General features: G+C 64.5%; 16 protein-coding genes. 8 read left to right on the top strand and 8 right to left on the bottom strand.

Features of this window, described 5'->3' with window-relative positions; translation table 11 throughout:
* Nucleotides 1–54: 54 nt before the first annotated feature.
* The 6 genes from E4L98_RS21395 to pyrG form a co-directional block, all read right to left on the bottom strand.
* A complete protein-coding gene (locus tag E4L98_RS21395; protein WP_135203567.1) occupies nucleotides 55–3,270 on the bottom strand; it encodes a S8 family peptidase in 3,216 nt (1,071 codons plus the stop codon).
* Nucleotides 3,267–4,058 carry an NF038120 family PEP-CTERM protein gene (locus E4L98_RS30415; protein ID WP_229257497.1) on the bottom strand — a complete coding sequence of 264 codons (792 nt, stop codon included), beginning with the start codon at nucleotides 4,056–4,058 and terminating at the stop codon, nucleotides 3,267–3,269. Before E4L98_RS30415 ends, E4L98_RS21395 begins: the two co-directional genes overlap by 4 nt.
* A gap of 332 nt (nucleotides 4,059–4,390) precedes the next feature.
* Entirely contained in the window at nucleotides 4,391–4,720 is a 330-nt protein-coding gene (gene ftsB / locus E4L98_RS21385) for a cell division protein FtsB (protein WP_135203566.1), read from the bottom strand.
* A 48-nt stretch (nucleotides 4,721–4,768) separates the two neighbouring features.
* Nucleotides 4,769–6,052: a phosphopyruvate hydratase gene (eno, locus tag E4L98_RS21380; RefSeq protein WP_135203565.1), complete on the bottom strand. Its 1,284-nt coding sequence runs from the start codon at nucleotides 6,050–6,052 to the stop codon at nucleotides 4,769–4,771.
* Between the two features lie 125 nt (nucleotides 6,053–6,177).
* Nucleotides 6,178–7,032, bottom strand: coding sequence for a 3-deoxy-8-phosphooctulonate synthase (gene kdsA / locus E4L98_RS21375; protein ID WP_135203564.1), 855 nt, complete (start codon nucleotides 7,030–7,032; stop codon nucleotides 6,178–6,180).
* Nucleotides 7,029–8,699 (bottom strand): CTP synthase, encoded by a 1,671-nt coding sequence (pyrG, locus tag E4L98_RS21370; RefSeq protein ID WP_135203563.1) that lies wholly within the window; start codon nucleotides 8,697–8,699, stop codon nucleotides 7,029–7,031. The genes kdsA and pyrG overlap by 4 nt, the downstream gene beginning before the upstream one ends.
* A 187-nt stretch (nucleotides 8,700–8,886) precedes the next feature.
* Here pyrG and E4L98_RS21365 point away from each other — a divergent pair, with 187 nt between their 5' ends.
* Nucleotides 8,887–9,315: a PRC-barrel domain-containing protein gene (locus E4L98_RS21365; protein WP_135203562.1), complete on the top strand. Its 429-nt coding sequence runs from the start codon at nucleotides 8,887–8,889 to the stop codon at nucleotides 9,313–9,315.
* Nucleotides 9,315–9,497 carry a hypothetical protein gene (locus E4L98_RS21360; RefSeq protein ID WP_135203561.1) on the top strand — a complete coding sequence of 61 codons (183 nt, stop codon included), beginning with the start codon at nucleotides 9,315–9,317 and terminating at the stop codon, nucleotides 9,495–9,497. Before E4L98_RS21365 ends, E4L98_RS21360 begins: the two co-directional genes overlap by 1 nt.
* Here E4L98_RS21360 and E4L98_RS21355 read toward each other — a convergent pair.
* Together E4L98_RS21355 and E4L98_RS21350 are read right to left on the bottom strand one after the other, a co-directional pair.
* Nucleotides 9,494–12,661 (bottom strand): error-prone DNA polymerase, encoded by a 3,168-nt coding sequence (locus E4L98_RS21355; protein ID WP_135203560.1) that lies wholly within the window; start codon nucleotides 12,659–12,661, stop codon nucleotides 9,494–9,496. The genes E4L98_RS21360 and E4L98_RS21355 overlap by 4 nt on opposite strands.
* Nucleotides 12,662–12,713: 52 nt before the next feature.
* On the bottom strand, nucleotides 12,714–13,511 hold the full coding sequence (locus E4L98_RS21350) for an alpha/beta fold hydrolase (protein WP_229257496.1): 798 nt from the start codon (nucleotides 13,509–13,511) through the stop codon (nucleotides 12,714–12,716).
* A gap of 334 nt (nucleotides 13,512–13,845) precedes the next feature.
* On the opposite strand from E4L98_RS21350, the gene E4L98_RS21345 reads away from it, so the two are divergent.
* The 6 genes from E4L98_RS21345 (at nucleotide 13,846) to E4L98_RS21320 (ending at nucleotide 22,160) form a co-directional block, all read left to right on the top strand.
* Nucleotides 13,846–16,227 carry a TonB-dependent receptor plug domain-containing protein gene (locus tag E4L98_RS21345; protein WP_135203558.1) on the top strand — a complete coding sequence of 794 codons (2,382 nt, stop codon included), beginning with the start codon at nucleotides 13,846–13,848 and terminating at the stop codon, nucleotides 16,225–16,227.
* Between the two features lie 121 nt (nucleotides 16,228–16,348).
* Nucleotides 16,349–16,807 carry a DUF2844 domain-containing protein gene (locus E4L98_RS21340; protein WP_135203557.1) on the top strand — a complete coding sequence of 153 codons (459 nt, stop codon included), beginning with the start codon at nucleotides 16,349–16,351 and terminating at the stop codon, nucleotides 16,805–16,807.
* Nucleotides 16,808–16,815: 8 nt separating this feature from the next.
* Nucleotides 16,816–18,618 (top strand): DUF3443 domain-containing protein, encoded by a 1,803-nt coding sequence (locus E4L98_RS21335; RefSeq protein WP_229257495.1) that lies wholly within the window; start codon nucleotides 16,816–16,818, stop codon nucleotides 18,616–18,618.
* Between the two features lie 89 nt (nucleotides 18,619–18,707).
* Nucleotides 18,708–20,825 carry a bifunctional 2',3'-cyclic-nucleotide 2'-phosphodiesterase/3'-nucleotidase gene (locus E4L98_RS21330; protein WP_135203556.1) on the top strand — a complete coding sequence of 706 codons (2,118 nt, stop codon included), beginning with the start codon at nucleotides 18,708–18,710 and terminating at the stop codon, nucleotides 20,823–20,825.
* Between the two features lie 13 nt (nucleotides 20,826–20,838).
* Nucleotides 20,839–21,579, top strand: coding sequence for a tetratricopeptide repeat protein (locus E4L98_RS21325; RefSeq protein ID WP_135203555.1), 741 nt, complete (start codon nucleotides 20,839–20,841; stop codon nucleotides 21,577–21,579).
* Nucleotides 21,580–21,680: 101 nt separating this feature from the next.
* Entirely contained in the window at nucleotides 21,681–22,160 is a 480-nt protein-coding gene (locus tag E4L98_RS21320) for a cytochrome P460 family protein (RefSeq protein WP_135203554.1), read from the top strand.
* The last annotated feature ends 66 nt before the right edge of the window (nucleotides 22,161–22,226 follow it).

The following is a 22,226-nucleotide window of genomic DNA, read 5'->3' as shown; positions in this document are numbered from 1 at the left end:
AATTTCCCAACACCGCGGGCCGCCATCCCGGCCGGCCCTGATCAAGCTGTCAACCTAGCGTGTGCCGGGCGGCAATTGACGCCCGGTGATGTAGGTGTAACTGCCCGGCGTGCGGGCCCAGATGGTGTCGAAGCTTTCCACCTGGATCAGCGTCGCGCCCAGGCGCAGGCTACCATTGCTGTACTCGATGCCGCCCATGTAGTGCTTGCCCGGCGTCAGACCCGACCAGGTATAGGTGGCCGAGGCCGGACGATAGGCAAACACCGTCGACGGCGCCAGCACCTTCAGGTTGCCGGTACTGGTCGGCCCCGACCCGATCAGCCAGCTCGACAGCTTGGCGGTGGCGCTGCCATTGACCGGCGAGCGCGCCACCACGCAGACGATATAATCGCCCGGTTCCGGATCGGCCGTCTGCAAGTCTTCGTTGGACGAATACAGGCTGACACTGCCGTACAGCAGGTTGCCTTTGCCGTCCAGCAGCAGCAGGTTGAGGTCGTCCGCCGAACCGCCGCTGGTGTCCTCATCGTACAGCGAGAACCGGGCGCCGACCGTGCCGGCCGGAATGGTCACGCGCTTGTAGCTGACGCTGGCATTGCCGCCGGCCGCGCATTCCGCCACGCCGTAGTCGGTCGAGGTATTCTGCGCCAGCGTGTAGGTATCCTGCGTGGCCTCACGCAAGCCCGCCGCCTTCACCGTCAGCTTGCCGCTGAAGGCGGGCGTGATGCCGACCGTCTTGTTGCCCGAGCTGCCTTCCGAATAGTAGAGCGGCTGGGCGGTGAACAGGGAGGTCCGCGCGGTCAGCGGGCTGCGCACGTGATGGCTGCCGTCGCTCCACTCCAGCTGGCCGAACGACCAGGCGTTGTTGGCCGCCGTGGCGCGCTTCAGCGTGACGCTGTACTCGGCGCTGGCGCCGGGCGCCAGGGTCAGCGACGCCGGCGACACGCTGACCGTAAAGCCGGGCACGCTGGCGCTGGCGGTGTAAGTCGACTGCGTGGCGCTGACGTTGGTCACGCGGCGCTTGAGCGTCAGGGTGTCCGGCACATTGCCCGCCGTCAGCGACGCCAGGTTGAGGTCGTAGTCCTTGACACTGCCGACGCTGGCGCACACCTCGGCCGCGACGTTGTAGGAGCCGATGCCGCACAGGAAGCGCTGATAGTCGGTCGCGCCCAGTTCATACACCAGGCCGGGATCGGCGGCCGGCGTCGGCGCCACGTGGCCGGCGCCCTGGCCGAAGGCGTTCATGCCGTTGAAATCGGCCGGCAGGCCGTCATCGACAGTGGGCGTGGCCGTGGTCATCAGCGCCGACTTGATGGCGGCCGGCGACCAGTCGGGATGGCGCTGTTTGAGCAGCGCCGCCAGACCGGACACATGCGGCGTCGCCATCGACGTGCCGCTGGCGTAGCTCCAGGCCACGGTGGTGACAGCGGCGCCGTTCTGGATGGCGTCGTGCTGTTCCTGCGTCAAGTCCGGTGCGAAACCGGCCAGCACGTTGACGCCGGGCGCGGTCAGGTCCGGCTTGAGGATGCTGGCCAGCGCCATGTTCGGGCCGCGGCTGGAGAAGCTGGCCATTTTGGGCGACCCCTCCGGATTCGGGAACAGGCCAAACGCGCTGATGCCGATCCGCAGCGACGGTTGGGCCAGCACGGCCGCGCGGATGGCGGCGCCGTCCTGCACCGATACGTGCACGCTCGGCACCGCGTGCGGGTCGATGGTAATGCCGTTGCCATCGTCGACCAGCACCATGCCGACGCCGCCGGCCTCCAGCACCGCCTTGCTCTTGTCGACGCGGGCGCTGTTGCCGCGCTGGCAAATCACCACTTTACCGGCCGTCAGCGCCGGGTCCAGCGCGCCATTGCTGCTGGCGCCGTAGGTGATGCGATCGGCCTCGGTGTAGCACAGGCGGCGCGCGTCGCGGTCCGGACCGGCCAGGTTTTCATACGGAATACTGCCGGCGTTCTCGGCCAGGATAACCGGCGCGGCCGCCAGCGGCGTCGGGTTGACCGAAGCGCCGACGTACTTGGCGCCGGTGCTGAGCAGCGCCTGCGCGCCGGACAGGCGGTCGGTGGTGGACGCGCCGACCGACGTCAGCCATGGCGACGGATGGTTCACCGAATTGCCCGGACCGGCATTGCCGGCCGCCACCGAGACGAACACCCCGGCGTTGGTGGCGCCGAGGAAGGCTTGCTCGACGATTTCGTCCACGCTGTCGGTGATGCCGCTGATCGAATAGCTGAGCACATCGACGCCGTCGAACACCGCCTGCTCGATGGCGGCGACGGCCGAGGTGCTGGAACAGCCATTGATGCCGACCGGGCTGTCCGACGCCGCACGGGTAAAGCAGATCTTGTAGGCGGCCACGCGCGCGCGCGGCGCCATGCCGCTGACCTGCCCCACCGGCGCGCCGGCGATATTGGCGGCCACGCCGTTGTTGCCGGCGGCGGTCGAGGCGGTATGCGTACCGTGCCCCCCCTTGCCGTATTGGCCGGCGGTCGAATCGCGCGGCGAATCGAACTCGGTCCAGTGCTGCTCCATGCCCTCGTCTTTGAGGAAGTTGTAATAGCGCGCGCCGATCAGCTTGTTGTTGCAGGCGCCCGGATTGAAACCATAGCCGTACTGGCAAAAGCCGCGCCAGCGCGCCGGCGGCGCATCGTAGACCAGCGTGCCGGAGGGGTCGTGCGTGGGGGCGCCGTTGGCGTCCACGCGGTCGGCGAACGACGGGTTTTCCGGCCAGATGCCGGTATCGATGACGCCGATGATAATGTTTTCACCGGCATGCTCCTTGCCGCCCAACTGGCTCCACAGCCCGCCTGGCCGGTCCAGTCCCAGGTAGGTCGGCGTGTAGCTGGTGGCCGGCGCGAAATAGGTGTCCGGCCGCACCGCCAGCACGCCATCGGTGTGCTTGAGCGCGAGCGCCTCGGCGTCGGTCAGGCGCGCCACGAAGCCGTTGTACACCAGCTTGAAATCATGCACCAGCGCGCCGGCCGGCAAGCCGGCGGTGACGGCGCTGCGGCGCTGTTGCAGATACTGCAGGTAGTTTTGCACCGCCACCGATTCGGGGTTGATCAAGGTGCCGGCCGGTGGTTTGGTGGCGGCCAGACCATTGACGCCACCGGTATAGGACGCGGCCGGCTTGTCGCTAAGCTGGACGATGTAGGTGTGACGCGCTGCCTGAACCGCCGGGGCAGTCTGCGCCGCTTGATTTGCCTGGACGGCGTGCCCGGCGAAAACGCCGGCCAGCAGCAGCGCCAGGGGCAGCAGGCGCGGCCTCATGCTGGCTCTCCCTGGCGACGACGGCGCGCGCCCAGCAGGGCAGCGCCAGCGGCCAGCATGGCCCAGGTCTGCGGTTCCGGCACGGCGGACAACATTACGTTGTCGATGGCGAATTGCGCCAGGCCGTAGCTGTCGGCGCCGTTGAGGCAGTTCATCGCGGCATCGAAAGCGCAGGCGCTGATATTCAGACTGGTGATCTGCAGGCCGGCAAAACTGCTGTCCAGGGTCCAGGTGTCGAACACGAAATTACCGTCCAAAAACTGGCCGGGGAAATTCAGGCTGCGCGTGACCGGGCTGGCGGCGCCTGCCACGGTCGCGCTCAGCACCAGTTGGCCGTAGCTGAGGTTGGGCAGGTCGTACATCGGCGCCACGAACGCGAAGTCCAGCGAGGACAGGCTGAAGGCTTTGCCGTCGGCACGCGCCAGAGTCACCGAGCTGTCGTTCAGGCCGGCGTAGTAGTGGGTGGAATTAAAGAAGCTGCCCGGGCAGGTGACAATGTTGCACGCCAGCCGGTCCGAATGGTCGACGATCACGCCAGCGGCGCCGGGCTCATAATCGGGCAGGCTTTGGGCGTAGACGCTGTCGGCGACGCTGGCCACATAGGCGCCGACGGCAAACTGATCGCGTCCGGCGTAGGCGGTGTCGCCCGCGCTCAGCACGGGACTGACGAGATTGGTATGCGATTCGAAATCGATGGTGTCCGCCAGCACCGGCGCTGCTGCCAGCACCATGCCGCAAGCCAACAGTGCCCGCCGCAAACGGCGCAGAGAAGTCAACGGGTGATTCATTTCAAGCTCTCCCTTATGTATAAAATATCATCATTACCTCGCTTTCATGATAGCGGTAACAAAGGCAGGAAATCACCCGTTTAAATTCGGATTATCGCGGCGGCTGCAGAATTTAATTCTATTTTTACAATGAAAAATCAACAAGATCATGCAATTTAAATCGTTGTTTTTGCACACATTTATTTAAATTAATAAATTTTCCCATACGGAATTTAACATAAATAAATATATTTCATGCTTAAAGCAAATACCGTGTATTTCGTCGGCAAATACACGGAAATGATAGCGATATCAAAACCGTGCCGCATTGCGCGGAGCGACAGCTGCCGGATTTATTGCTGGGGCGGGGTAGCGGGACGGGGCGCCAGTGGCGCCAGGGGAGCGGCTTTATCCTTGCCGACGATCTGAATGAAGATCTCGTTTTGCTTGATCATGTTGAGCTCGTAGCGAGCCCGTTCCTCGACGGCGCCGGTGCCGTCTTTCAAGTCGCGCACTTCGGAATCGAGTTTGGCGTTACGCGCCAGCAGTTCCGCGTTGCGCTTGTGCGCCACGTCGACCTGTGCCTCGAAATCCTTGACGCGCAGCCAGCCGCCCTTCCCCAGCCACAAAGGGTACTGGATCAGCAGCAGCAGGAATGCGAGGGCGAGGGTAATCAGACGCATGGGGCGACAGCGGCCGGAACGGGAACGACTCCGGCCGCGCTGGCTTGATTACTTCAGGTTGTAGAACGCGTCACGGCCCGGGTAGGAAGCGATGTCGCCCAGATCCTCTTCGATGCGCAGCAGCTGGTTGTACTTGGCCATGCGGTCCGAGCGCGACATCGAGCCGGTCTTGATCTGCAGGGCGTTGGTACCGACAGCGATGTCGGCGATGGTCGAATCCTCGGTTTCGCCGGAACGGTGCGAGATCACGGCGGTGTAGCCGGCGCGCTTGGCCATTTCGATGGCGGCGAAGGTTTCGGTCAGGGTGCCGATCTGGTTGATCTTGATCAGGATCGAGTTGGCGATGCCTTTCGAGATGCCTTCCTTCAGGATCTTGGTGTTGGTGACGTACAGGTCGTCGCCCACCAGCTGCACCTTCTTGCCCAGTTCCTTGGTCAGGATGGCCCAGCCTTCCCAGTCGCCCTCGTGCATCGCGTCTTCGATCGAGATGATCGGGTACTTGTCGCACCAGGTGGCCAGCAGATTGGTGAACTCGGTCGCCGTCAGCGACAGGCCCTCGCCTTCCAGCTCGTACTTGCCGTCCTTGTAGAACTCGGAGGCAGCGCAGTCCAGGCCGATGGCGATCTGGGTGCCCGGCTCGTAGCCGGCCTGCTCGATCGCTTCGATGATCAGCTTGATCGCTTCTTCATGGTTGGCCAGCGACGGCGCAAAACCGCCTTCATCGCCGACGGCGGTGTTCAGGCCGCGCTTGTGCAGGATCTTCTTCAGGGTGTGGAACACTTCCGCGCCGTAGCGGATGGCTTCCTTGAACGATGGTGCGCCGACCGGAATGATCATGAATTCCTGGATGTCCAGGTTGTTGTCGGCGTGGGCGCCGCCGTTGATCACGTTCATCATCGGCACCGGCAGCTGCATCGCGCCGGAGCCGCCGAAGTAGCGGTACAGCGGCAGGCCGGCTTCTTCCGCGGCGGCCTTGGCCACCGCCATCGACACCGCCAGCATGGCGTTGGCGCCCAGGCGCGACTTGTTTTCGGTGCCGTCCAGATCGATCAGAGTGCGGTCCAGGAAAGCCTGCTCATTGGCGTCCAGGCCCATGATGGCTTCCGAGATTTCGGTGTTGATGTTTTCGCAGGCTTTCAGCACGCCCTTGCCGAAGTAGCGTTTCGGATCGCCGTCGCGCAGTTCGATCGCTTCGCGCGAACCGGTCGAGGCGCCCGACGGCACCGCGGCGCGGCCCATCACGCCCGATTCCAGCAGCACGTCGCATTCGACGGTGGGATTGCCGCGCGAATCCAGTACTTCACGGCCGATGATGTCAACAATAGCACTCATGTCATTCTCCAAAGTTAGACGAGACGATGTCGCTCCGCGTTCTGATGCGCGTTGCGGGACGAAATAACGGGAATTGTACCCGGTGCAGGCAAGCTTGCTAAAACTTTCACACCGGGTATGTTGCTTTAGTTGAAGCTGTTCTCCAGGAAACCAGCTTTTTTGGTGACGCGGTCCAGTTCGATCAGAACGGACAGCAAGTCCTTCATGCGGCCCAGCGGCACGGCGTTGGGGCCGTCCGACAGGGCTTCCGCGGGATTGGGATGGGTTTCCATGAACAGGCCGTCGACGCCGACCGCCACCGCCGCGCGCGACAGCACCGGCACCATCTCGCGCATGCCGCCCGAGGAAGTGCCGTTGCCGCCCGGCAGCTGCACCGAGTGGGTCGCATCGAACACCACCGGCGCGCCGGTTTCGCGCATGATGGACAGCGAGCGCATGTCGGACACCAGGTTGTTGTAGCCGAACGAGGCGCCGCGTTCGCAGGCCATGAAGTTGTCTTCGTTCAGGCCGGCTTCCTTGGCGGCGGCACGGGCCTTGTCGATCACGTTCTTCATGTCGTGCGGGGCCAGGAACTGGCCCTTCTTGATGTTGACCGGCAGGCCGGACTGCGCGCAGGCGACGATGAAGTCGGTCTGGCGGCACAGGAAGGCCGGGGTCTGCAGCACGTCCACCACTTTCGACGCCACTGCGATGTCTTCGATGGTGTGCACGTCGGTCAGCACCGGCACGCCCAGCTCGCGCTTGACGGCGGCCAGGATTTCCAGGCCCTGCTCGCGGCCGGGACCGCGGTAGGACTTGCCCGACGAACGGTTGGCCTTGTCGAACGAAGCCTTGAAGATGAACGGGATGCCCAGCGCGCTGGTCATTTCCTTCAGCGCGCCGGCGGTGTCGAACGCCATCTGGCGCGACTCGACCACGCAGTTGCCCGAGATCAGGAAGAACGGCTTATCGAGGCCGACATCGAATCCGCACAGTTTCATGCTGCCTCTCCTTGCAGTGCATCGGCACCGCCCGCGGCCTTGTGGGCCAGCGCTGCCTTGATATAGGACGTGAACAGCGGGTGGCCGTCACGCGGGGTGGATTTGAATTCAGGGTGGTACTGCACGCCCATGTACCACGGGTGGGCGTTGTCGCCGCTGCGCGGCAGCTCCATGATTTCGCACAGGTCTTCGGTCGGCGTACGCGCCGCCACCACCAGGCCGGCCGCTTCCACGCGCGGCAGGTAGTGGTTGTTGGCTTCGTAGCGGTGACGGTGACGCTCGGTCACCACCGCGCCGTAGATTTCCGAGGCCAGCGTGCCCGGCTTGATGGCGCAGGTCTGCGCGCCCAGGCGCATGGTGCCGCCCAGGTCGGAGTTCTCGTCGCGCTTCTCGACCTTGCCGTCCTGGCCCTGCCATTCGTCGATCAGCGCCACCACCGGTTGCGCGGTGTTCAGGTCGAACTCGGTCGAATTGGCTTCGGTCAGGCCGGCCTTGTGGCGCGCGTATTCGATCAGCGCCACCTGCATGCCCAGGCAGATGCCGAGGTAAGGAATCTTGTTTTCACGGGCGAACTGGGCGGCCAGGATCTTGCCTTCCACGCCGCGCTTGCCGAAACCGCCCGGCACCAGGATGGCGTCGTACTTGGCCAGGCTGGCGCAGCCGGTGGTTTCGATTTCTTCCGAGTCGATATACTCGATGTTGACCCTGGATTCGGTGTGGATGCCGGCGTGGCGCAGCGCTTCGGTCAGCGACTTGTACGACTCGGTCAGCTCCACATACTTGCCCACCATGCCGATAGACACTTCGTTCTTCGGATGTTCCAGCGTGTGGATCAGCTTGCTCCACATGGACAGATCGGCCGGGGCCGGGTTGATGTCCAGCGCTTCGCAGATGATCGCGTCCAGGCCCTGGTCGTGCAGCATCTGCGGCACCTTGTAGATGGTGTCCACGTCCCACACCGAGATCACGGCCTGCTCTTCGATGTTGGAGAACAGCGAAATCTTGGCGCGCTCGTCGTCCGGGATGCGGCGGTCGGCGCGGCACAGCAGCGCGTTCGGCGAGATGCCGATTTCGCGCAGTTTCTGTACCGAGTGCTGGGTCGGTTTGGTCTTCAGCTCGCCGGCCGAGGCGATGTAGGGCACCAGGGTCAGGTGCACGAAGGCCGAGTTCTTGCGGCCGGCGCGCAGACTCAGCTGACGTGCGGCTTCCAGGAACGGCAGCGACTCGATGTCGCCGACGGTGCCGCCGATTTCGCACAGGGCCACATCGTAGCCTTCCGCGCCACGCCGGATGTAATCCTGGATTTCATTGGTGATGTGCGGGATCACCTGCACCGTCTTGCCCAGGTACTCGCCGCGGCGTTCCTTGCGGATCACCGATTCGTAGATCTGGCCGGTGGTGAAGTTGTTCACCTTGCGCATGCGCGTGCTGATGAAACGCTCGTAGTGACCGAGGTCGAGGTCGGTCTCGGCGCCGTCATCGGTGACGAACACTTCACCGTGTTGCATTGGAGACATGGTGCCCGGGTCGACGTTGATGTACGGGTCGAGCTTGAGCATGGTGACTTTGAGGCCGCGCGATTCGAGGATCGCAGCGAGGGAAGCAGCGGCGATCCCTTTACCCAGGGAAGACACGACGCCGCCGGTGACGAAGACAAATTTGGTCATTGCGGAAGGTGCCGAACGGCACATGCGGGAAATTGAAATTATATCCTAAAACCGCCGATTCTTCACCTTCTGCCCGGCAAAGCGCGCCGTCTGACCGCTTTGGCAAGCTTGCCGGAGGGTGCATCAGCGTACAGACCAGCTGACAAACCGAGAGCAAAATGATAACTCATTGATTACGGGAGGTATCATGAGCTACGAAGATCGCGACCAATACGGCATGTACGTGGACCGCGGCCACAAGGGCCCGGGTCCGGAACTGATGGGCGCCGACACCCTGATCGGCGACCACGTGCACAATCTGCAGAACGAACACCTGGGCACCATCAAGGAAATCATGCTGGACATGCGCACCGGCCAGATCGCCTACGCGGTGATGGCGTCGGGCGGCGTGCTGACCATGGGCGAAAAACTGTTTGCCGTGCCATGGGAGGCGCTGACCCTGGACACCGTCAACAAGCGCTTCACGCTGAACATCGACAAGGAGCGCATCGAGGCGGCGCCAGGTTTCGACAAGGACGACTGGCCGGACATGGCCAACCAGACCTGGGCCAGCCAGGTGCACAGCTACTACGGCACCGGCGGCAGTCTCGGCGGCACGGGCACGGGAGCACGGTGATGTTGGCCGCCATCCTCGTGCTGGTCGGCGTCGCCGGCCTGGCTGCTCACTGGTTGTACCGTAACTTCCTGCGCCGCCCCGAGCGGCTGCAGGATGGCATGCCCGTCATGCTCAGCGGTTGGGCCGACGGGCACGAATCGATGGTGGCGGTCCACTTGCGACGACGTTCGTCGCGTCATTAACAGAAATCGCGGCTCACGGTCGGCAACCTGCCCAGCAGGTGCGACATGTCGACCAGCCGCTTGGCCACCAGGTGGCGCACCTTGCCCTCTTCCTGCCACACCCCATACACCCCCAGCAGCGGCGCGCTCAGCACTTCGCGCCGCTGCTGTTCCAGCAACGTCGGCCAGATGATCACGTTGACGCTGCCGGTTTCATCTTCCAGCGTCATGAAAATCACGCCCTTGGCGGTGCCGGGCCGCTGCCGCACCGTGACCATGCCGCAGGCGCGCGCCACCATGCCGCTGGTGTAGGTGTTGAGCGTGGTCGCCGGCATGAAGCGATGCTGGAACAGCGCCGGCCGCAGCAGCGCCACCGGATGCCGGCGCAGCGTCAGGCCGTGCGAGCGGTAATCGCCGAGGATGTCCTCGCCTTCGCTGGGCGCCCGCAATGCGGGTGTTTCCTCGTCGGGCATGGTGGGACGCAGCAAATCCTGGTCCGGCACCGCGCCGACCGCCTGCCACAAGGCCTGGCGCCGATGCCCGGCCAAGCGGCTCAGCGCGTTGCCGCCGGCCAGCACCTGCAGCGCGTGGCGGTCGAGGTCGGCGCGCCGCGCCAGGTCGGCAACGCTGGCGAACGGCTGCTGCTGGCGCGCCGCTTCGATGCGCTTGGCGACGTCCTCGCGCATGCCCTTCAGCATCGTCAGGCCGAGCCGCACCGCCGGCTGCCGCAGCTTGCCGGTTTCCTCTTCCAGCGTGGATTCCCAGTCGCTGACGGTGACATCGATCGCGCGCACCACCACGCCATGCCGTTTCGCGTCCTGCACCAGCTGCGAGGGACTGTAGAAGCCCATCGGCTGGCTGTTCAACAGCGCGCACAGGAAAGCCGCCGGCTCATGGCGCTTGATCCACGAGCTGTTGTAGGTCAGCAGGGCGAAGCTGGCGGAGTGCGATTCGGGAAAGCCGTATTCGCCGAAGCCCTTGATCTGCTCGCAGATGGCCAGGGCAAAATCCTCCTCATAGCCACGCTCGATCATGCCGTCGACGATGCGGTCCTTGTACTTGTCGACGCCGCCCTTGCGCTTCCAGGCCGCCATGGCGCGCCGCAGATCGTCGGCCTCGCCCTCGGTAAAGCCGGCCGCGATCATGGCGATCTGCATCACCTGCTCCTGGAAGATCGGCACGCCCAGCGTACGCTTCAGGGCGACTTCCAGACCGGGCGGACAATCGATCTTGGTGGGGTCCACGCGCCGCTGCAGATAAGGATGCACCATGCCGCCCTGGATCGGCCCCGGCCGCACGATCGCCACCTCGATCACCAGGTCGTAAAACTCCCTGGGCCGCAGGCGCGGCAGCATGCTCATCTGCGCGCGCGATTCGATCTGGAACACCCCGATGGTGTCGGCCTCGCACATCATGTCGTAGGTCGCGGGGTCTTCTTTGGGGATGTCATGCATGGCGAACGGCCGGCCGTAGCGCACGCTCAGCAGGTCCAGCGAGCGGCGCAACGCCGACAGCATGCCCAGCGCCAGCACGTCCACCTTCATCAGCCCGAGTTCTTCGAGATCGTCCTTGTCCCACTGGATCACATAGCGGTTTTCCATGGTGGCCGCCTCGATCGGCACCAGCCGCGTCAGCTTCTCGTGCGAGATCACGAAGCCGCCCGGATGCTGCGACAGGTGGCGCGGATTGTTCAGCAGGGCAAACGCCAGCGCCGCCCATTGCTGGGACAATTGCGCCGCCGGATCGAGACCGCATTCCTGCAGCCGCGCCAGCAGATCGTGGCGACTGTCGAACCAGCGGTGCGACTTGCAGACCTTGTCGACCACGGCCAGGTCCACGCCCAGCGCCTTGCCGCTGTCACGCAGCGCACTGCGCGGCCGATAGCAGATCACCACCGCCGCCAGGGCCGCCCGGTCATGGCCGTACTTCTCGTAGATGTACTGAATCACCTCTTCGCGCCGCTGGTGCTCGAAATCGACGTCGATGTCGGGCGGCTCGTTGCGCTCGCGCGAGATGAAGCGGCCGGTCAGCAGATTGCCGCGCTCGGGATCGACGGCGGTGATGCCCAGGCAATAGCAGACCGCCGAGTTGGCGGCCGAGCCGCGTCCCTGACACAGGATATCCCTGGAGCGCGCGAAGCGCACGATGTCGTACACGGTCAGAAAATATGACTCGTACTCCAGTGCCGCAATCAGCGTCAGCTCTTTCTCGACCTGGTCCCGGACTTTCGGCGACGCGCCGCCCGGCCAGAAACGCAGAATGCCGAGCTCCACTTCCTGTCGCAGATAGCTGCCCGGCGTGTGGCCGGGCGGTATCAGCTCGCTCGGATAGTGATAGCGCAGTTCGGTCAAATTGAAGGTGCACAGTTGCGCGATGCGCACCGTCTCCGCCAGCGCCGACGCCGGATACAGGTTGGCCAGCAGCACACGCGGGCGCAGGTGCTGCTCGGCGTTCTGCGCCAGCGCGTAGCCGCACTCGCCCACCGGCCGGCCGACGCGGATGGCGGTCATCGTATCCTGCAGCGGCTTGCGCGAACGCACATGCATGCACACATGACCGACCGCCACCACCGGCATGCGGTGCTGGGTCGCCACTTCGGCAATGCTGAGGCGGTGCGCCTCATCGAAAGAACGCAGCAGCAGATTCAGGCCCATCCATGAGCGGCCTGGAAACGTGGCTTCCATCCACGCCGCCTGCAGGTGCAGCCGGTCCACATCCTCGGCCTGGTGGGCGGGGTAATCCGGCAGCAGGATCAGCAGGCAGTCCGGCAATCCGCGCAGGTGGGCGAAGGCGGGCGGCGGCGCGGCCAGGTCGTCCGGCCGCAACAGGTAACGCCCCTTTTCGACGCGGTTGCGGCCTATCGTGATCAGTTCGCACAAATTGCCGTAACCATTCTTGTTGGTGGCCAGCGCCACCAGCGACAGGGCCGCGCTGCCATCCGGATTGCTCAGCTTGAAATAGCTGCCGATGATCAGCGGCAAGCCCGCCTTCTTCGCCTCCCCATGCGCGCGCACCACGCCGGCCAGCGAACACTCATCGGTAATGGCCAGCGCCGCATAATTGAGCTGTGCCGCGCGCGCCACCAATTCTTCCGCATGGGAGGCGCCCTGCAGAAACGAAAAATTGGATAGACAGAACAGCTCGGCATACGCCGGCAATTCCGTTGATGGCGGAGGGGTGCTCATGGTTGATACTGTTTATATATACAGTATTTTACCCTATTCGCGTTGGGTCAGGCTATTGCCGCAAGACAATCATTTCCTTGATAGCGTCGATGACCGCTTGCGGTGTAGCGGTCTGCATCTGGTGGTCGGAGTCGACAAACACCGTTTTGGCCTGCGGGTACAGCGCTTTGACGAAAGCGACGGTTTGCGGGTCCTTGTTGACGACGCCGAAATCGACGGGGATGGCAGTGGCGCCCCTGGGCTGGTTGACCAGGCGAATCAGGGGCTTATCGTCGATCGAGCCTTGCGCCAGCACTTGTTCGCTGGTTTCGTCAATACTGTTGATTTCCTTGCGCACCATGCTCGAAAAGAACAGGCGGGCGCCGACACGGGTCAACAGGGGGAAGTCTTCCTGCTTCTTGATCACGCGTGGGTACAATGAATCGACCAGTACGATGCCACTGACCTCTTCTGGATGGCGCTTGGCAAACAACTGCATGTACAGGCCGCCCAGCGAATGGCCAACCAGGATGTAGGGCGGCCTCAGCCCCTGTTGACGCAGCTGCGCGCGCAGTTGCTCGACGATGGTCAGGCCGTCGCGCGGCGCGTCGGTTTCGGCGCTCTTGCCGTAGCCGGGACGGTTGTAGGCGAACACCGAGGCTTGCGGCGCAATGGCGTCGATCACCTTGTCCCACTTGTCGACAGTGGCGCGCGAACCGTTTTCAAATACCACCACCGCCTTGGCCGCCGGATTCTTTACGCTGATCATTTCGACCGCGCGGCCATCGATCAGCTCCGTTGTGACGGTGGCCGCCAGCGCCTGTCCGGCGCACCACAGTCCAGCCATCACCGCTACGCTACGCATTATCATGACGTCTTTCCCTGATGAAAAAGACATTTTTGCATCGCCGCGCCGTCAGCCAGTGCACGATGCGACAGACCGCCCATTTAATGGCCCAGAATGCAAAAAATGGACGACTCGCCGTGCATCCGCGGCACGGCGTGCGCCCTGCCGGCTACCTACGGAATTGCTGAACGATAGGGTACTGATCGGCGGAAATGCCGAATTCCGTAGCACTACGTAAGGGTTTCCCTTAGTGTGAAGCATGGATGCAACACTAAATAATGTTCGCACGCAAAATTGTTAGAAAAACACCTGTCTATATAACCAATTTGAATAAAATCAAGTTTTCCGGGAGTAGACAATGATCAACAACAAAATCTTACATAAAGCCGTTCTGCTCAGCCTGTACGGCGCCAGCGCGCTGACCGTAATGGCGGACGCGGCCGCGCAATCCGATCTGCAATCGGTGAGCATCGTCGGCTCGCGCCGCGCGACCAGCTCGGCCACCGATACCGTGGTGCCGGTGGACGTGATCCCCCTGAGCAAAGTCTCCGAGTCGGGTGGCCAGTTCGACCTGGCGCAGACGCTGACCTATATTTCACCGTCGTTCAACTCGACCCGCCAGACCGGCTCCGACGGCGCCGACCTGGTCGATTCGGCCGCGCTGCGCGGCCTCGGTTCCGACCAGACCCTGGTGCTGGTCAACGGCAAGCGCCGCCACACCACCGCGCTGGTCAACCTGTTCGGCGCGCGCAACCGGGGCAACACCGGCACCGACATGAACGCCATCCCCATGATGGCAATCAAGGATGTGCAGGTGCTGCGCGACGGCGCCGCCGCCCAGTACGGCTCGGACGCGATCGCCGGCGTGATGGACATCGGCCTGAAAAAATCCAAGGGCTGCGAAGCGGTGGCCGGCTACAGTCAGTACAGCGCCGGCGACGGCAAGAATTACCTGGCCTCGGCCTACTGCGGCTTCGACATCGGCAATGGCGGCGTGCTGGGCGTCACCGGCGAATACCTGGACCGCGGCCGCTCCAACCGCGCCGGCCCCGACAATCCACGCACCATCGGCGACAGCAAGACCGAAAACCAGACCCTGTACCTCAACGGCGAACTGCCGACCGTCGGCAGCGGCCGGCTGTACCTGACCGCCGGCGTGCAAAGCCGCGACGCCTCGTCGGGCGCCTGGTCGCGCGGCGGCATCGGCAGCGACGACATCCCGTCGCGCAACTCGGCCGCCATGTATCCGGATGGCTTCGTGCCATTCATCAATGCGCAGATCGACGACCGTTACGCCACCATCGGCCACCGCAACCAGGTCGGCGAATGGAATATGGACGTGTCGCAGACCTACGGCTACAACAAGATGATCTACGACATCAGCCACACGCTGAACGCGTCGATCGCCAACAAGGACTTGCTGGCCGGCGGCAAGGGCATCAGCCCCGACCACTTCAACGCCGGCGGCTTCTCCTTCGAGCAGCTGACCACCAACCTGGACTTTAACCGCTACTTCGACGGCGTGTTCGGCGCGGGCGGCCTGAACGTCGCGTTCGGCGGCGAGTACCGCCACGAGAACTACAAGATCTACGCCGGCGAACCGGGCTCCTACGTCGACGCCGATGGCGTCGGCATCGGCGGCAACGCCGGCAGCCAGGGCTTCCCCGGCTTCCAGCCGGCCGACCAGGTCGACGCCAACCGCCACAGTCTGGCCGCCTACCTCGATCTGGAAGCCGACCTGACCGACACCGTCAAGGCCCAGGGCGCGGTGCGCTACGAGAAATACAGCGACTTCGGCTCGACCACCACCGGCAAGCTGGCCGGCAGCTGGCGCGTGGCGCCGACAGTGCTGCTGCGCGGTTCGGCCTCGACCGGCTTCCGCGCGCCGTCGCTGCAGCAGATGTATTTCTCCTCCACCTTCACCGACTTCATCAGCGGCGTGCCGACCGACGTGGTGCTGGCGCCGAACAACAGCGCGGTCACCAACCTGGCCGGCATTCCCAAGCTGAAGGAAGAGAAATCCACCAGCTACACGCTGGGCACGACCTGGACGCCGACCCAGGCGATCTCGGTCACCGCCGACCTGTACCAGATCAAGATCAAGGACCGCATCGTGCTGTCCGGCCGCTTCGACGACAGCAACTATCCCGACCTGGCGGCCAAGCTGGCGACGCTGGGCGTGGGCCAGGCGCAGTTCTTCGTCAACTCGGTCGACACCAAGACCAAGGGCCTGGACCTGACTGCCTCGCACAAGACCAGTTTCGGCGCGGACAAGTTGAACACTTACCTGGCCATGAACGTCAGCAAGACCGAAGTGACCGGCATCCATGCGCCGGCTTCGCTGAAGGGCTATGAGGACGTGCTGCTGTCGGAGAAGGAACGCCTGTACATCGAACAGGGCGCGCCGCGCTCGAAGGCGACGCTGGGCTTCGACTACATCCACGGCGACTGGGAAGGCGACCTGAAGATCATCCACTTCGGTCCGCAGACGCTGGGCACCTACAGCGGCACCGCCGCCGGCGTGCCGAACCAGCACTATGAGGCCAAGACCTCGGCCGACCTGAGCCTGACCTACACCATCAACAAGAACATGAAGTTCACGTTTGGCGGCAACAACATCTTCAACGTCAAGCCGACCAGCCAGAATCCGGACGAGACCGACAATGGCTTCAAGTACGAATCGGTGCAGTTCGGTCTGAACGGCGCGTCCTACTTCGGCCGCCTGTACGTCAAGTTCTAAAGCCTGCTGCCCTCAAGGAACGGCGTCCGCGGACGCCGTTCTTTTACGTTTTCTTACATCTCCCTAACTCAATCCAACTCGGGGGCGTTCTACACTGCCGTGGTCTTGAACGGAGTGTCCCATGCGCCACGCATTCACCCTGATGTTGTTCCTGTCCCTGCTGCAAGGCGCGCTGGCGTACGCGGCACTGGGCAGTTCTCCGTCCGACTTCGGCGGCGGCAAACAGATCCGGCAGGCCGCGCGCAGTCTGGCCGCCGCCGACACCGGCGCCGTCTACACCATCAGCCAGGCGACACTGGACAGCGGCACCGTGGTGCGCGAATACGTCGACGCCAACGGCGTGGTGTTTGCCGTCAGCTGGAACGGTCCCACCCTGCCCGACCTGCGCACCTTGCTCGGCGATAAATTCACTGTGATGACCAGCAATGCCGCCAAGCGGCCCAAGGCCGGCCATTCGCAACTGGCGGTGAACCAGGCGGACGTGGTGATCGTCTCCAACGGCCATATGCGCGCGTTCACCGGGCGGGCCTGGATACCCGGCGCGCTGCCGGCCGGCTTCGACACCGGCACCATGGAATAAGGAACTGCATGAACATGGCCCAATTGACGCGTCTGCTGTCGGGCAGGATGACGCACGGCGCTCGGGCGGCTGCGCCGGAGCCGGTCCGCACGGTCGTGCGAGAGGCAGAGCCGCGGCCAGCGCTCGCGGTCATGCTGGCGATGCTGGTCGCGGCCGTGCTGTCGGCGTGCGGTGGCGGCTCGACCAATGGCGGCAGCTCGTCGACCGGCGTCAGCGAAGGCATGACGGCGGCCGTGCCGGTGGTCAGCATCAGCGCCACGCCGACCGCCACCACCACCGGTCAGGTGATCACGCTGAGCTGGAGCGTCAGCAATCCGCCGGCCGGCGGTTGCACCGCATCGGGCGCGTGGAGCGGCAGCGTGGCCAGCAGCGGCACCCAGGCCGTCAGCGCCGGCGATGCCGGCACGGCCAGCTACACCCTGACTTGCGGCAGCGTCAGCAACACCGCCACGGTGACGGTGGCCACGCCGCCGCCCACGCCCACGGTCAGCCTGACGTTCGCGCCGGCCAACATCAGCACCGCCCAAAGCACCACGCTGAGCTGGTCATCGGCCAACGCCACTGTCTGCAACGCCAGCGGCGGCTGGAGCGGCGCCAGGAGCACTTCCGGCGCGGTCACCGTCACGCCCACCGATGCCGGCAACTTTACCTACAGCTTGAGCTGCAGCGGCGACGGCGGCACCGCCACGGCCAGCGCCGCGCTCAGCGTCACCGCCGCGCTCAGCAACAGCACCGCCATCGTGGTCGACAACGGTCCGAGCGGCGTCAGCGGCGCGATCAATGTGCCGTACGTGAGCGTGACCGTGTGCCGCCCCGGCAGCAGCGTGTGCCAGACGGTCGACCACGTGCTGCTCGACACCGGCTCCTACGGCCTGCGCCTGCTGGCCAGCCAGCTCAGTTCGACGCTGGCCTTGCCGGCGGTGAGCACGGCCAGCGGCGCCGACGCCGGCGAATGCGGCAAGTTCATCAGCGGCTATACCTGGGGCGCGGTGCGCCAGGCCGACGTCAAGATGGCGGACGAGGTGGCCGCCGGCATCTCCATCCAGGTGATCGGCGACCGCGGCGCCAGCTATGCCGGCACGCCAGCCAGCTGCAGCAGCGCCGGCAGCAACCTCGGCACGCTGGCCGCGCTGGGCGCCAAGGGCATCCTCGGCGTCGGCATGTTCAAGCAGGATTGCGGCGCGTCCTGCGTCAACACGGCGGTCGGCGGCATCTATTACGCCTGCGCCAGCGGCAACTGCACCGCCAGCACCATGCCGCTGGCGCAGCAGATCGGCAATCCGGTAGCGTCGTTCAGCACCAACAACAACGGCGTGCTGATCGCCCTGCCGGCGGTGGGAACGGCCGGCCTGACGTCGGTCAGCGGCACGCTGATTTTCGGCGTCAACACGCAGAGCAACAACACCATCGGCAGCGCAACCATCTACCAGGCCAACAGCGGCGGCGACTTCAGCACCACCTACCAAGGCAAGACGTACAGCGCCAGCTTCATCGACAGCGGCTCCAACGGCTACTTCTTCAGCGACAGCAGCATCCGTCAGTGCTCCGGCGGCGATTTCTACTGTCCGGCGGCGCCGCTGGCGCTGAGCGCCACCAACACCGCCGCCGACGGCAGCGTCAGCGGCGCGGTCAGTTTCAGCCTGGTCAACCTGGTGGCGCTGGACTCGACCATCAGTGCGGCGCAGGTGGGCGGCACGGCCGGCGGCAGCTATTTCGACTGGGGCCTGCCGTTCTTCTATGGCCGCCGCGTGTTCGTCGTCATGGAAGACGCCACCACCGGCGGCAAGACCGGCCCCTACTGGGCCTACTGATTGATACAAACGGATCAACGCGCTGTCATGTAGCCGTCACGTAAAGTAGTTAAAGTCGCAACCTTGAATTCCCATTCTTCGAGGTTGCGATGAAATTGAATCTGGTAATGCTGGCCGCGCTCACCGCGGCCGGCCTGGTAGCATGCGGCGGCGATAACAATCCGGTCACCGCCACGCCGCCCGCCGCGCCGGCGATCCCGGAAGGCACCACCGTCACCCTGGCCCTGTTGGAAACCACCGACATCCACGCCAACGTGATGAGCTACAACTACTACTCGCTGTCCGAAGACACCAGCCTGGGCCTGGAGCGCACCGCCACCCTGGTCAACGCCGCGCGCCAGGAAAACCCCAACAACGTGCTGCTCGACGACGGCGACGTGATCCAGGGCACGCTGCTGGGCGACATGCAGGCCGTGACCAAGCCGATCGCCTGCAGCGACACGCTGGCCGTGCACAAGGCCATGAACGCCATGAAGTTCGACGGCGGCGGCTTCGGCAACCACGAATTCAACTACGGCCTGCCGTTCCTGAGCCAGATCACCAACACCGACTTCGGCATCCCCGGCGTCACCAAACCGGGCGGCACTTGCGGCGCGCCGGCCTTCCCGCTGGTGCTGACCAACGTCACCGGCGTGGCCAGCGGCAAGCCCATCGTCCAGCCCTACACCCTGCTGCCCAAGACCTTCTCGGCCGTCAAGCCCGATGGGACCAAGCTGGACGTGAAACTGAACATCGGCATCATGAGCTTCGTGCCGCCGCAGATCCTGGAATGGGACCAGAAAAACCTGGCCGGCAAGGTCGCCGTCACTGGCGTGCAGGAGGCGGCCAAGCAGTACGTGCCCGAACTGCGCAGCAAGGGCGCCGACCTGGTGGTGGCGCTGTCGCACGGCGGTCTCGACCCGAGCAGCTACAGCCCGAAAATGGAAAACGGTTCCTACCACCTGACCAGCACCGGCATTGACGCGCTGCTGATCGGCCACTCGCACCTGATCTTCCCGAAAGGCAAAGAGACCGGCGCCGCCGCGCTCGACCCGTCGTTCGCCGCCTTCCCGGCCAGCGCCAACATCGACGCCGTCAACGGCTTCGTCAACGGCGTGCCGACCGTGATGGCGCAGAGCTGGGGCCGCCGCCTGGGCATCATCAAGATGACGCTGGCCTACACCAATGGCAAGTGGGTGGTGCAGAACGGCAAGACCACGGTGGAATCGCGCGGTTTCAAGTACACCGACGGCAGCACCAACGTCGCCGCCGACGCCGCCATCGCGCCGCTGGTCGCCAGCGAGCACGCCGCCACCATCGCCTACGCCAAGCAGCCGCTGGGCGTAACCACCGATTTCGAAATGTCGTCCTACTTCTCGCTGGTGGGCGATGTGACCGCGATCCAGCTGGTCAACCAGGCGCAGCTGGCGTACGTGAAGAACTTCATCGCCACCAGCACCGATGCCACCCTGGCCAGCTACAAGAACATCCCGGTGATCTCGTGCAGCGCGCCGTTCAAGGCCGGCCGCAACGGTCCATCCGACTTCACCGACGTGGCGCCGGGGGCTTCCTCGAGCGCGCCGGTCGGCCTGCAAGTGCGTAATCCGGGCGACCTGTACCTGTACTCGAACAACAACCTGCAGGCGGTCAAGATCAAGGGATCCGACCTGAAGGCATGGCTGGAAACCGCGGCCAAGCAGTTCGGTCAGATCGACCCGGGCAAGACCACCGAGCAGGACCTGGTGCCGTCGTACGGCACTATCTACAACTACGACGTGTTCTACGCCGAGAACAATGCGCTGACCTACCAGATCGACGTCACCAAGCCGGGCGGCAGCCGCATCGTCAACCTGAGCTACAACGGCAAGCCCGTGGCCGATACGGATGACTTTATCGTCGCCACCAACGACTACCGCGCGGGCGGCGGCGGCGCCGTGCCGGGCATCGACGGCAGCAAGACCATCATCAAGTCGCCGGACGCCAACCAGACCGTGGTCAGCAATTACCTGGCGGCGCAGGGCGCGGCGACCGGCAAGGTCACGCTGGCCGGCAATGGCAGCGCGCGCAGCTGGAGCTTCGTCAAGACCACCACCGCCGGTCCGGTGATCCTGCGTTCGGCGCCCGGCCACCTGGCGCTGGCCAAGAGCGCCGGCCTGAGCGCCGTCACCGCCGAAGGCGGCCTGGATGCGAGCGGCTTCGCCAAGTACGCCATCGACTTGAGCAAATAAGCAGGGGCACGCCATGCGCATCCACCACTCCGCCGGCATGGCCCTGGTCGTCGTGACCTCGGCCTTGCTGTTCGGCTGCCAGATCCAGCGGGAAGCGCCGAGCTCGGCGCAGATCGAAGTGCTGGGCATGAAAGCCCGGCAGGAAGCCGACGCCCACGCCGAGCGCAAGCTGATGGACTGGGCCGGGCAACACCTGCCGGTGGCACAGCGCGAGCTGGCCATCCTGTATCAGGCCCGTCCCAAACAGCGCGACGCCGCGCTCGCGTTGTTCGAGCTGGCGGCGCGCGGCGGCGACCGCGAAGCCGCGTTCCAGGCCGGCGAGATGCTGCGGGTCGGCGTGGCCGGCGTACCGGCCGCGCCGGCAGCCGCAGCGCCGTGGTACGACATGGCGGCCCGTCAGCAGCACGCCAAGGCATCGCTGATGCTGGGCCTGCTGTACAAGAATGGCGAAGGGGTGCCGCGCGATCCGGTCCGGGCCGCGCATTGGCTGGAACAAGCCAGCCAGCTGGGCAACCCGCATGCGATGTTCCTGCTGTCCTACCTCTACAACGACGGCATCGGCGTCGTCCGCGACCGTGCCAAGGGCCGCGCCTGGCTGGAGGAAGCGGCCGAGCACGAGTATCCGCCCGCCATCCAGGAACTGGCGATGACGGTGCAGCGCGGCGATGACCTTACCCGAAAGGATGAGCAAAGAGCCTCTCACTTGATGATGGAAGCCAGCGAACATCGGCGGAATAATTGGAACCGGTTCTGAACCGGTCGCCACGCGAACGGCCTACGGGCCGTTTTTAAAAGGAATTACTGACGCATACGATTTAATCTGATACGATTATTAAATTCTTGAGGAGCTCTGCCATGAAATCTCTGCTGCTATCCCTGCTGTTTGCCGCCACTGGCCTGGCCCGGGCGGCCGCCCCCGCCGCCTCGCCGATCTATGGTGTAACGCTGCCCGAAGGCTACCGCCAATGGCAATTCATTGCCCCGGCCCACGAAACGGCGCCGCTGGACGAATTGCGCGTGGTGGTGGGCAATCCGGTCGCCATGGCCGCGATCGAAAAAAACCAGCTGCCTTTCCCCGACGGCACGGTACTGGTCAAGCTGGCCTGGAAACACGTGCAGTCGGCGGAATCGCCGCCCGCCTATGTGCCGGGCAAGGCCACCACGGTGCAGGTGATGGTCAAGGATTCCAGGAAATATGCGGCGACCGGCGGCTGGGGTTTCGGCCGCTTCATCGACGGCAAGCCCGCAGATGAAGCCCAGCATCAGACTTGCTGGGGCTGTCACCAGGCGCTGGTCAAGAACCACGACTTCGTCTTCACGCGGCTGGCTCCGTAAACAACGTGGCGCAACGCACAGACGGTGGGGGGAGCGGCTTCTAGACTGGGCTCGTACGTCCATCAG

It is taken from the genome of Duganella callida (assembly GCF_004614165.1).
GTDB classification, from domain to species: Bacteria; Pseudomonadota; Gammaproteobacteria; order Burkholderiales; family Burkholderiaceae_D; genus Rugamonas; species Rugamonas callida.
The sequence above is the reverse complement of the archived record's forward strand: the minus strand, read 5'-3'. Positions and strand labels throughout refer to the sequence as shown.